Source organism: Clostridium sp. LS (assembly GCF_002760435.1).
GTDB lineage: Bacteria > Bacillota > Clostridia > Clostridiales > Clostridiaceae > Clostridium.
Genome location: NZ_AUUU01000074.1, coordinates 23345 through 36009, shown reverse-complemented (window position 1 = coordinate 36009; position 12665 = coordinate 23345). Strand labels below are relative to the sequence as shown.

The following is a 12665-nucleotide window of genomic DNA, read 5'->3' as shown; positions in this document are numbered from 1 at the left end:
TCACGCCAAATCATAGATTTGGGTTCTCTGCTTAAGAGCCTTTAACAGCTCATTTTTAAATGCCTTCTTCATAAGAATATTTATTATTTCTGGTGAAGATATCCATATAAAGATTTATTAAATATGTAAGTTACTTATACAATAAATCAAATTATAATGTGAGTGCCTATATGTGCTAAATACACGATAATATAGAAAATATATTTATTAGTACTATCTAACCAGAAAGAAAGGGTATTCTTTTGCGCAGTGTTGCATTGAGAATATAGCTATAGGTATTTCTTCAGTATAAGTTGTACCATTCTTGCTTGTCCTGAGCTTGCCTCAGGAACATGCAGAAATGGTACAACTTATGCTGTTAGAAATCCATAGCTATATTCTCTAGCAACCGAGCAATAGAATACCCTTTCTTTCGGCTAGTTGCACCATAAATATTACTTCGCAGGTTCCCATTTGCAGCGAACCGGTGATATAATTGCATTTTCTTTTTTTAGTTCTTTAAATGCATTATCAATTTCCTTACGATCTAATCCAGATAATTTTTCAACTTCACCTGCACTTACTGGTTTTCCTGCTTCTTTCATAACTTCTAAAACTTTTTCTTTAACGCTCATTACTTTAACTCCCTTCGATTAGAATAATTTTCTTTATTTTGATTATATTTTAATAAGATAATTTAATCAATAATTATTTTCCTATAAAATTCATTATCACTTCCAAATAATCTCTTTCATGAATACAAAATTCTTCACGTTTTAATTCAAATTTGTACTTATTATCCAAAGAAAAAGCTATCATACTATTAGTATTCCCTAAAACATATCTCTTAAACTCATCCAATGATATCTTAACCATCTTTTCCACTTCATCTCCAAAAATAAATTTAGGATTCTTAATATTATATAAATATAAATGACATAATTCATTATTATGAAAATTGCTCAACCGTCTTTCTTCTCTGATATTACCTATATATTTTAGCTTTTTGGTATCAATATCTAGACCAATCTCCTCTATTACTTCACGCTTTATGGCATTTTCAATATCTTCTCCAATATCAATATGACCTGCAGCCGAAATATCATATAATCCTGGAAAATCTTTTTTCTTATATGATCTTTGCTGAAAATAAATCCACTTCTCATTACATGAATCATCTACAATCCAGCAATGTACTACTTGATGTAGTAATCCTTTTGAATGGATTTCAGAACGTGTTGATATACCAACATAATTTAACTTATCATCATAAAAAGACAGCATTTCATCATTTTCCATATAAATACTCCTTATAATTAAAGTATATTTAAATTAGATTATATTCTTTTACTATGTACTTTACTAAGTTTTCTTCATCGCTAAACTCTAGATCATATTTAAATATTGGTTTTTCTAGTACAATTAATTTAATTTTACATTCCTGCACTGCCCTTAGTTTTTCCAGAACCCCGCCTTCTTTACCGCTATCTTTAGTTAAAATAGCTTTAATGTTATATTGATGAATAAAAGCTTTTTCTAGTTCATAAGATATCGGGCCTTGAAGTGCTATAATATCCTTAATATTAATTCCTTCCTCAACTATTTTAGATAACACCTTTGGCATGGGCAAAATTCTATGTATAACTCTATATTTAAAATCCAAATTTAAAAATTTAGAAACATTATTTCCACCAGTTGTGTTTAAAATATTCCCATCTATATTCTTAATAAGTTCAATAGCCTCATCATAATTTTGAACTCTAAGTATATCTTCATCTTTAATATTCTCTAATGAACCTTTTCTTTCATATCTTATATACTTAATTTTTAATTCCTCTGTACACTCTAAAGCAATCCTCGTAACTTCCTTTGCATATGGATGGGATGCATCAATCAAAACATTAATTTGATTCAAATTTAGCCAGTTTAACATTTCAGCTTTACCTAAAGGCTTTGTATTTAAAACTTTTATATTAAATTCTTCAAGGAGCTTTCCACCATAACTTGTTGCTGTTGAAACTGCAATATCATTAGTATATTTATTAATTAATTCTAAAATTTTTCTTCCTTCAGAAGTTCCTAATATAAATCCAATCATGTTTACCTCTTATTTTCATATCCTCTTGGTGTAATAAATTTATCGCCTTTATAATAACTTTTTGAATTTCCTATAATTACAATTGACATCATATCAACTATTTCAGGATCAAAATTGCTAATCGTAAACAAGCTATAGCTTTGACCATCTCTAAGAGCATGTCTAACTACCGCCACAGGTGTGTTATCTTTTCTAAACTTTTTAATTATATCAATGCATTCCTTTAAATAATCTGGTCTCCCTTTACTTTTAGGATTGTATAATGATATTACAAAATCCCCTTCTGCAGCCAGTTTTACTCTCTTTTTTATATCTTCATAAGGAGTCATTAAATCACTTAAACTAATATTACAATTATCATGCATAAGCGGAGCTCCAATTATAGAACCTGCGGCACTGCTTGCAGTTATTCCAGGGATTATTTCAACATCCTCATCTTTTCTAAGCTCAAGGATTAAGCCAGCCATTCCATAAATACCAGCATCTCCAGTACTTATTAGTGCAACATTTTTATCTTTACATAAACTCAATGCTTCCCTGCACCTATCCTCTTCTCCCTTCATTCCTGTTGAATACAATTCTTTACCTTTTACTAACTCCTTTATCATATCAATATACTTTGTATATCCCACAATAACATCACTATCTTCAATTGCCTTTAAGGCTCTTAAACTCATATTTTCTATACTTCCTGGTCCAATTCCTATAACTCTTAGTTTTCCCATTATAAATCAGCCTCTTTCATTTTATTTTTATCCTTCGAATAAAATTAGATATATTGCTATCTAATTTTATAATATATCATTGCAATATTGCATAATCAATAAAATATATGACTTTTAAATTTTTAAGCCTTTAATTTAATATTACATTAGTTTCTTAAAAACAAAAATTTAAATTACTGAAACTAAAAAGGGCATGCATCTTGCATACCCTAAATCAAATTAACTTTATTCATTAATAAATTTTTTTCGAACATCTTCTAAGTTTACAGTTTTTAATGAATCAGCAACTTCAATGCCAGTTACAATTACATTATCTTTTACAATAAGATATGTTCCGCTATTAGGTATATTAAATTCAACATTAACAACACCTTTTTTTCCATTGAAATTAGTTACCACATTATCGTTATCACCATTTAATATAGTAAATTTATCATCAGCATCATCAAATGCACTTAAATCTATTGATAGATTTGTTTTTATTCCTTTTTGCAATACTATAACAAGAGGCTCAAACTCATAACCAGTTCCCTTTATATTTAAAGTCTGACTGTCTGCAGAAATATTTGCTTTTTTAATTAACCTATCTGTAGAAACCTTACTTAAATCATTACCATAGATACTTGGTGTTTGTGCTGCGGCTGAACCTGCTGTTCCGCCTTTGCAGCAGCTCATTCCGCTGCTTGGTGCTGGAATTGATGAATCTGCTTTTGATGTATCTACTGAATCAAGATTATCTGTAACTTTAATTACTCCTCTTATCATCCCCATCCAACAGCTAAAATTTATATCCCCATCTTTTGGTGTAAATTCTATTGTATTCTCACCAGATTTTAAAGTTTTTTGTATATTAAGAGATGGAACTACTACAGCATTATTACAAGAATTAATTTGGCTTCCTGTAATAATCCATTTAACAGGTATACCTTTTTGAACATAAAAAGCATTAGGAGTATAACCATTATTATCTGCAGTCATCTTAATTATTTGAACTCCATTTTCTATAGTTGCTTTACCTATATTTGCTTGAGATGCACTAGCTTGAGTACCTGATAGATTTTGTACTAAAGTGCTGGCATTAGGCACTCCAACACCCGCGAGAGCTAGACCTCTATTTCCCATTATTAAACCTAGTATTACAACTAATATTCCACTAAATTTTAATAATTGCTTTGTATACCCTTTACTTAATAAGCCTGATATTGCTCCAAATACTAACATTAAAGGAACTGTTCCTAAAGAAAATAGAAACATTGATACAGCGCCATTTATAGCACTACCAGTCCCTAATGCATAAAGCTGCATGGTTTGTAATGGCCCACAAGGCATTAATCCATTTAATATTCCAACTAGAAAAGGTGCCTTAGGTTTATTTTTTATATTACAAGAAGACCATGGCAGTTTAATATTGAACTTTCTAAATAAAGATAAACCAGCCATATTTAAACCCATTATTACCATAAATATTCCCGCAAAAATTTGAAGTCCTGCTTTCACATTTAGCGATAATGATAATACTGAACCTAAAGCTCCTACAATTCCACCTATAATTGTGTAGGACGTTACTCTTCCAGCATTATATAAAATTGATGGCATTAAATTTTTTAGCTTACTCTGATTTTCAATTAAGATATTATTTTTAGATAAACTTTGAGTAAGCATTATTCCACCACACATACCTACACAATGGATGGAGGTAAGCATACCAACTACAAATAGTACTACATAAGATGCATTATTTAGCTTAGCGCTCATATCAAAACCTGCAGTAGAATTACCAAGAAGTAAAACAGCTGCAACTATTACTAAAAAGCCTGCAAACTTTATGCTGCTTGAACCTTTTGTACTATAACCTGCTTTATTTATGGCCTCATTAAGTTGTATTCTAGTGCAAAGTTCACTATCATATTCAACAATTACTTGAGCAGCACTATAGCTTGCCATTGCATTTACAACTCCATTAACTTTCTTTAACGCTTTTTCCACCCTGCTCTCACAGGAAGTACATGTCATATCATATACTTTGATAATCTCTCTATTAATACTCATATTCCCCTCCACTAAATCATTGTATTTCATTTTATTAATAAGTTTTAATTAATTATAATAAAAAATTATGTAGATTTTATGAGGATATTATGTAATTTCATTATTTTTGCTAATGGATACAATAAATGTAGTTCCTTTATTCTCCTTACTATCTACATCTATAGTTGCTGAGTGCAGAGTCAATATTTTCTTAACAAGTGTGAGGCCAATCCCACTGCCTTCTATTTTCTGCCTGCTTTTATCTCCCCTATACATCCGTTCAAAAACATAAGGTAAATCTTCTTTTTTAATACCAATACCATTATCTCTAATTTTAATAATAACAGAATTTATATTACTACCTATATCAATCCATACAATTCCATTAATATTAGTAAATTTTATTCCATTGGATATAAGATTTATGAATACTTGTTTTAATTTATCATAATCACCTAAAACTACAAATTCCCTGTCATCTTCTTTATTCATAACTAATTGTATGTTTTTTTCATTAGCAGCAATTGAAAAATCACTAATTACAGTTGAAACAAGCTCGCCTATATTGACTAATCCTAAATTAAGCACGATTTCATCTGATTCTATTTGTTTTAATGCATTCAAATTGTTTAAAAGCTTGCCAAATCTTATTACTTCATCATTTAAGCTATTGAGTTTTTCAGTAGTTACAGGAATTATGCCATCTATCATAGCTTCTAGGTTATTCTGAAGCACATTTAAAGGAGTTCTTATTTCGTGAGAAATATCTGAAATAAGCCTTTTTCGGAGTAGATCCTGACTATTTAGCTTATCTCCCAAAGAATTTATGCTCTCGGTTAAATTTCTAATTTCCTCAATATTGCTCTGTATATTTGATTTTGAAGTATAATTTCCTCTTGATAAACTTACTGAAGTCTTTGCAACTGCTTTTATAGGTTCTGAAAATTGTTTTGATAGAACCAAACTTATTCCTATTACTATTGCTAAAGTTAATACACCGCTAAATACTATACTCTTATTAATCTGCGTCTTGAAGCTTATATCTTCCTGGGATAGTAAAACAGGTGAATATTGGCCTACTATAATATAGCCTACAGTTTTGTCATTAACATTTATATCAAAAGTATTAGTAGTATAGACTCCAGTTTCTTCCGTTCCACTTGCAGTCATATAATTTTTATATTTTATATCTTCATGATTCATTTCCCAAACAACTTTTTTATTTTCATCTAAAAGTGATAAACAATAGTTGCTCATATAGGCCTCATGCATCATTTCTTCCCCTGAAGTACTATTCCATCCACCATCATTTTTATATACTTGTTGAAAGTATTCTACTAATCTTGTATTTCTCTGAGTTTGAATATTTTCCATATATTTATTAAAAGTATTTGTTATAGTTATATTTATTATTAAAGCAGATAGCAGTACAGATACAACAACACAAAATATTATGATTATGCTCAATCGCTTTCTAATACTCTGCTTCATACTTCTTCACCAAATTTATAACCGATTTTTGTAACTGTAATAATATATCTAGGAGATTTGCTATCTTTCTCAATTTTCTTTCGTAAATTTTTAATATGAACATCTATAATTCTATCCGAACCTTCAAAATCAATACCAAAAGCCCTTTCTATTATAGCTTCTCTTGAAAATACTTTTCCTTTATTTGAAGCTAAAATATATAATATATCAAACTCATTAGGGGTTAAACTTATTTCTTCTCCATTTAATTTAACTAATCTCTTATCACTGTCAATTATCAATTTATCTTTATCAAAAAAAAGTACATTATCATTATCTCCACCTATTCTTCTAAATAAGGCGTTTACTCTTGCAGTAAGCTCTCTGGGGCTTAATGGTTTTGTTAAATACTCATCTGCTCCGATATTTAAACCTTCAATCTTATCACTTAATGTACTCTTGGCAGTCAGCATAAATATATATACATCTGATATTTTTCTAAGAATTTTACAAACCTCTTCTCCTTCAATATCCGGAAGCATAAGATCCAAAATTACAAGGTCAATTTTTTCTTTTCGAAAAATTTCAATTCCATCTAATCCATTATCAGTTGAATAAACTTCGTATCCTTCTTTTTCTAAATATGCTTTTAAAATTTCTGATACGCTTTGTTCATCTTCAATTATTAAAATATTACTCATATTATTAACCTCTTTAATATTTTTATTTTATATATTCTATAATACAAAATATTTGTAAAGATTTTATGAAGAATTATATTTAATTTAACTATTTCATCCTTTAAAGTTTCATTCCCTTGAACTTCAATTTTATTTATATCTTCTTCCTTATCCTTAGAATTATTTCTCTCCTTAATTTTAATATTTTGATGCTTCGCAAAATTCTTCACACTATAAATTTTATCTTCGTTAAGTTCAATCATTTCCAATTCTATAAATACTTCTAATGCCATTTTAAATTTATCGATATCCCTATTAAATTCTATTGCTAAAGTTTCTATTGAATATCTGATGAACTTATTAAAAAATTTTTTATTCACATAGAAAAATAAAGTTTTTGAGTGGTGTAGCATTTGGGTATATTTTAAAATTTTTATTAATAAAATTTACAAAACCATGTATTTATGGAGGTTATCAAATGCTAGAAAGTATCAAAAAAGCATTAGAAGGTGCCCTTAGCAAAGGAATCTATGATTTAATTAATTATTTATTCTTTTTTGTACTTGGGGGAATCTCTGGGCTGGTAAGTCATTCTATTTCCGTTAATAACAAATATTTGATACCTTATGCGATCATAATAACTATTACTTCCACTGCTTCAGTTACTTTGCTAGCATTAGTAATATACAAAAAGGTTAGTCCTCTTCATAATTTCTATTTAGATACAGATTTTGATTATATATTTCTAGAAAAAAAACTCACATATGAATATAACAATCCAGAGGACATAACTTATACAAAGAAATATAGAATTATCTTACGCAAAAGTACTGATAGATTTCATGATAAGTATAATTGGACCGGTGGTGATACTCCCATTATTACTAGCTCAGATCCACATCATAGAATTTTTCCGACAACAAGAAGAGATTCCTACCAACAATTTGAAGTCTGTTTCGGTAAAAAGTTTAAAAAAGGAGAAATAATTGACCTAACCCTTATTTTTAAATTGACCGATAAAGATATGAAAGCTACACCTTCTTTTTCAACGACAATAGTTGAACCCACAAAGAAACTCACGTTAGCAATTAAAATTAATAAGGAATATAGAACTGCTTCAGTGATTTATGAGAAATTTCCTTCCACAGATAGCCGCTTAGCATTAGAAACAAAGGAATATAATTTCCCAGATAATAGTGAAATTGAAGTAATAATTGATAATCCTAAAATGTTATTAGTTTATTCGTTAAATTGGGAAAATCCAAAATCTGAAAGTTAATAAATTTTTGTTATAAGTAGCAACATACTGGTCAATACTATATTATGAACAAAGGTCTATTTTAAATCTAAGAAACAAAGGGTGAAGTTCTATGCATGATTAGTAATTTTACAAATAAAAAGAATAGCCAATTGATGGTTATTCTTTTAATTTTTCATAATTTTTAATTTCTGGTTGTAAATTTTTTATCTAAGTAAAAATTTAGGTGTCTATATTTCTATAGATGTTTAAGTTCTTATTTATTAATATTACCATATGGATAATGAGAACTTTCCTTTGTAATTAATGAAATAATCTACATACTAGTATTACGTAGGACCACATGTCAATTTCAACTTTTTCATTAGAAATATAAGGTATGTTTCTATCCTTATTTTTTGCTCATTACTATCCCTTTAGCATGTAGAATTATGCAACAAAATAGCACATCTTCATTCCGAATAATGCGCTATCTTAATCCATTATTTATTTTGGCTTGTACATATTATAAAAATTTATGCAACAAAATCATAATACATTTCCAATTTTTCTAGTTATGATGTTTGTTTTATGTCTATTTGCTTCTACGAGCAACCATTTCAATTTCTATTCGAGCACCAAGGGGTAATGCAGCAACTCCGATGGTTGTTCGTGCAGGATAAGGTGAAGAAAAATGTTTTGAGTAAACTGTATTCATTGCTGCAAAATCATTCATATCAGTTAAAAATACATTTACTTTTTCAACATCATCTGGTGTTAAACTAGCTGCCTTTAATACATTAAATAAATTTTTAAAACATTGCTCCGTCTGAGCCACAACATCTCCATCGACAATTTTTCCTGTTTGAGATTCAATTGGGGTCTGTCCGGATAGGAATATCAATTCACCAGATTCAACCGCATGAGAGTAAGGACCAACAGAAACAGCCCCCTCAGCACTAAAAGCTTTTCTTGACATAATAAAACTCCTTTCTTATTCACTATAATTTGGTATTAGTTTACAGCAATTATACCATATTTCTATAAATTTAATTTATTATTTCTTTACATTTGATAAGAAGTAACCATATTATTCAATTTTCAAAGAACATTTCGATACTTTACTACATCAAATCTACAGATTATGCACCACTTTACAGATAAGCAGCTTACTTCGGAAATTCGTGTCCTATCCATAATTTTACCTCTTGATTATCTTTAAGAAACTGCATCATATTTTCAAATGATTTTTGTCCAAGTGTCGTATCTGAACCTGAAGGGCCAACACCTTTTTCAATACTTAAGCTGATGCAACATGCATCACCAGCTATAAGAATAGGATGTTCTTTTGTATTAACTAAATAAGAAATATGTCCTTTGGTATGACCTGGCGTGGATATTGCCCAAAAACTCTGATCACCGAATATATCAATTGCTTTCCCTAATGGAGTTGATTGAGCTTGGGTGGAATCAAAATCAAGAATATACATTATATCATTATTTTTAAAATCATTTGGTTCAAGGAGCCACTTAATTAATAATGGTTTTTCACCTTTACCTGAGAAATATAAGAGGTTATCTGGCAAGGCAGAGAGACCTGATGTATGGTCCAAATGTAAATGAGTGAAAAAAACTCCTTTTATTTCATTGCGATAATTCTCTATTTGTTTATCAATTGCATCTTCAGGCTTTAGTATTGTTTTTGGTATAAATTTGCTAATTAATGAAACCTTCATTTTTCCATAAGGATTATTTATATATGAGGAACCACAACCAGAATCAATTAAGAAATACCCAAACTTTTCATGAGAAATTAGATAAGCAAAAATTGGAACAGATATTTCCTTATCTTTCAATCCTGAACAAGACGGATGCTTTAGATTTATTGCAGTTGAAAGATGTGTTTTTAAGTCACCTGAATATATTAACTTTACAGTTATTGAAGAAGAACTTTTAAGAAAATCCTTCTTGTTTGGTATTTCTTTAAATTCAGATTTGAAACTATAATTAGAAAAAAGGCTCCTAGAGAAAGATTTTGTTTTATATATTAATCCGCCAAAAATATTATGAGCTACTATTATTCCGACTAGAACAAAAACTGATATTATATATAATTGAATCAAATTTACTCCCCCAAAAATTTATTTAAACATTTTATAATTTACATTTTTACCATTCCAGATCAATTATATCATAAGTTGTACATTGTATTTTTCCTCCAAACTATCTCTAATTTTAATATTCTTTAGTAAACTCTTTTCCTTAAATCACTAGCCTGAAACTTGAATATTTAATTTAGAATTTCACATAATAAAATCATTCATATTTGTTGTTTTTAATAATATCTTAAGGTGGCTATACTATTCAAAATATATCACCTAATAATAGTGTTTATATAACGCTTTTTGATGAAGATCAGCGTCAAATACAATCTATTCATTTACCACCTAAATCAGAAAACTATAACTTAATTCCTCTTGAACCCAGTTATAGAATTGTAATTATTGGAAAAGGCGAAGTAATTATTGCTTAAAAGACACTTTAATAAGGTGTTAAAGTAGAATCCATACCATTGATAGCCAAAAAAGAACTTGGTATACTTAAATTTCTAAGCACATCGAGTTCTATATTATTATCATGCCTCCAACAAATTCTATATTATTTACTTCTAAGTTTTAGTGATTTATAACTAAAGAAAATTATGAAATAAAAATAAATCATTATTATGCTAACTTAGTATTATTAACTGATGTTAAAATATACCGAACATCCACTAATTGTTTCTTCTCTATATCACAAGTACATTCGTCATTATTGCAAATAAATCCATTAGATTCATAAAACTTCCTTGCATTATAATTTTCTTTTAGAACCCATAAATAAAAATTTTCATATCCCTTTATTTTCATATCAATTAGAGCTGCATTCAGCAATTTCTTTCCGTAACCTTTTCTAAAATGGTCTGGAAGCAAATAGAAGGATTTTATTTCTCCCCGATTAGCAAACTTATCATCTCTTGCTTTACCATAAGCAATGCAGCCTACTGGTAGTTCATTTTCACAAATAAGTTGTGCTGTTAATGTATTATTATTTATCCACTTTTGAAAAGATGATACCCAAAATGTACATTTCAATTCATCTAAATATTTATGTGGTACAATACCTTTATAAGCCGACTTCCAACTTAAAGCATATATGTTACTAATGATATTTACATCTTCCAAAGTCGCTTTTCTTATTTTCACATCCATTTTTTTCACCTTCCTCTAAGGCTATGTTAATTCCTTCTGATATCTTTGGGGCTACTTTAATGCCAAATATGAAACGTAGAAATTTTATACGTCTTATAACCTCATATAAAAGGAAACATATTGTAAAAGTTACAGTTACAATGACTATATACTTAACTTCAGGGCTAATATTAAGCTTTATTACGAAAAAACCAACAATAGTGTTAAATAGCATATGAATTACATATATGGGGAATGAAGCTTTAGAAAGATAATTCAATACTCCTGTATTCTTATTCATAAATTCATTTGCTAAACCAATAAGCGCAAATACAGGAATAAGTTTAGTGGCTCTATCGAAAAATCCGTATATAATCCATATTGCTGACCATGGTTCAAATTTATCTGGCAGTGTAAACTTCATATAAACTATAATAATGCTCACTGCAAGATACGCCCACTTATCTCTATTTATAGCTTTTAGGTACCTTTCATCAGTTACTAAAAAAAAACCTATAAAAAATATCGCAAAATATACCAAAGGATTCTTGTCATTTAAAATATTCACTGCCGAAATAACAGTAATAGGTATTACAGTTAATATAAGCATTAATGGTTTTTCAAAAAAATTTGCAAGATTAGATAATAAATTATTGCAGTTACCTTTGATAATACTCATAAATAAGGGCATCCCTACTAATGAGAACACAAAAAGAAAAATAATAAACCATAAGTGAGCAGGCGTAAATGCACCAGTTACTCCCGTAAAATCTCCTGGGTTTTTAGTAAAAAAATTAATTAAATGTTCTAAGAACGTAAGATTTTTATTTTTTGAAATTAAATATATATATGTCATTATTGGATTTAATATGATGCATCCAAATACAGCAGGAATAAGTAATTTTCTTACCCGCTCATTTATAAACTTATTTACTGTACGTGATTGAAGCGAAAAATAAACTGACATGCCTGCAATCACAAAAAGCAGTGACATATGAAATCTATCAATAACACTGTCTAATATATTAAAAAGTCTTACATTAACAGTATCTTTTATGTACATAATAGATTCTGGATTAGTGTTAAATATTAATAACGAGTGAAAAGGCATAACTAGTAAAACTCCTATAGTCCTAAGCCACTCAATATCATATCTTCTAGTTGTTTTATTCATTTTAACCCCCTACTTCTATATATTACAATTTTTATTCTTATAGC

The 12665-nt window shown here is 28.8% G+C and carries 13 protein-coding genes; 1 reads left to right on the top strand and 12 read right to left on the bottom strand.

All coding sequences use genetic code 11. From position 1 onward, the window contains the following. Positions 1-434: 434 nt before the first annotated feature. From COL3_RS17370 to COL3_RS29710, 8 genes are all read right to left on the bottom strand, one after another. Positions 435-614 (bottom strand): hypothetical protein, encoded by a 180-nt coding sequence (locus COL3_RS17370; protein WP_008425442.1) that lies wholly within the window; start codon positions 612-614, stop codon positions 435-437. A gap of 73 nt (positions 615-687) precedes the next feature. Further along, positions 688-1278 (bottom strand): NUDIX domain-containing protein, encoded by a 591-nt coding sequence (locus COL3_RS17365; RefSeq protein WP_008425440.1) that lies wholly within the window; start codon positions 1276-1278, stop codon positions 688-690. 28 nt (positions 1279-1306) lie between these two features. Continuing rightward, entirely contained in the window at positions 1307-2077 is a 771-nt protein-coding gene (locus COL3_RS17360; protein WP_008425438.1) for a cobalt-precorrin-6A reductase, read from the bottom strand. A gap of 2 nt (positions 2078-2079) precedes the next feature. After that, on the bottom strand, positions 2080-2802 hold the full coding sequence (gene cobJ / locus COL3_RS17355) for a precorrin-3B C(17)-methyltransferase (RefSeq protein WP_008425437.1): 723 nt from the start codon (positions 2800-2802) through the stop codon (positions 2080-2082). 225 nt (positions 2803-3027) lie between these two features. Beyond that, the gene (locus COL3_RS17350; RefSeq protein WP_008425435.1) at positions 3028-4851 is read right to left on the bottom strand and encodes a sulfite exporter TauE/SafE family protein; all 1824 of its coding nucleotides are present in this window, start codon (positions 4849-4851) and stop codon (positions 3028-3030) included. Positions 4852-4938: 87 nt separating this feature from the next. Then, positions 4939-6321 carry a HAMP domain-containing sensor histidine kinase gene (locus COL3_RS17345; protein ID WP_008425434.1) on the bottom strand — a complete coding sequence of 461 codons (1383 nt, stop codon included), beginning with the start codon at positions 6319-6321 and terminating at the stop codon, positions 4939-4941. Then, entirely contained in the window at positions 6318-7001 is a 684-nt protein-coding gene (locus tag COL3_RS17340; RefSeq protein WP_008425432.1) for a response regulator transcription factor, read from the bottom strand. Before COL3_RS17340 ends, COL3_RS17345 begins: the two co-directional genes overlap by 4 nt. Further along, on the bottom strand, positions 6998-7360 hold the full coding sequence (locus tag COL3_RS29710; RefSeq protein ID WP_347474384.1) for a phage replisome organizer N-terminal domain-containing protein: 363 nt from the start codon (positions 7358-7360) through the stop codon (positions 6998-7000). The genes COL3_RS17340 and COL3_RS29710 overlap by 4 nt, the downstream gene beginning before the upstream one ends. A 98-nt stretch (positions 7361-7458) precedes the next feature. Between COL3_RS29710 and COL3_RS17330 the strand changes: the two genes are divergently transcribed. Then, entirely contained in the window at positions 7459-8259 is an 801-nt protein-coding gene (locus COL3_RS17330) for a hypothetical protein (protein WP_008425428.1), read from the top strand. Between the two features lie 553 nt (positions 8260-8812). Here the strand turns inward: COL3_RS17330 and COL3_RS17325 are convergent. The 4 genes from COL3_RS17325 to COL3_RS17310 form a co-directional block, all read right to left on the bottom strand. Then, a complete protein-coding gene (locus COL3_RS17325; protein ID WP_008425427.1) occupies positions 8813-9196 on the bottom strand; it encodes a Rid family detoxifying hydrolase in 384 nt (127 codons plus the stop codon). A 190-nt stretch (positions 9197-9386) separates the two neighbouring features. Next, complete coding sequence (locus COL3_RS17320; RefSeq protein WP_008425426.1) at positions 9387-10340, bottom strand: MBL fold metallo-hydrolase; 954 nt, start codon at positions 10338-10340, stop codon at positions 9387-9389. A gap of 600 nt (positions 10341-10940) precedes the next feature. Beyond that, complete coding sequence (locus COL3_RS17315) at positions 10941-11468, bottom strand: GNAT family N-acetyltransferase (protein ID WP_008425425.1); 528 nt, start codon at positions 11466-11468, stop codon at positions 10941-10943. Further along, a complete protein-coding gene (locus tag COL3_RS17310; RefSeq protein ID WP_008425424.1) occupies positions 11419-12621 on the bottom strand; it encodes an acyltransferase in 1203 nt (400 codons plus the stop codon). Before COL3_RS17310 ends, COL3_RS17315 begins: the two co-directional genes overlap by 50 nt. Positions 12622-12665 lie beyond the last annotated feature (44 nt).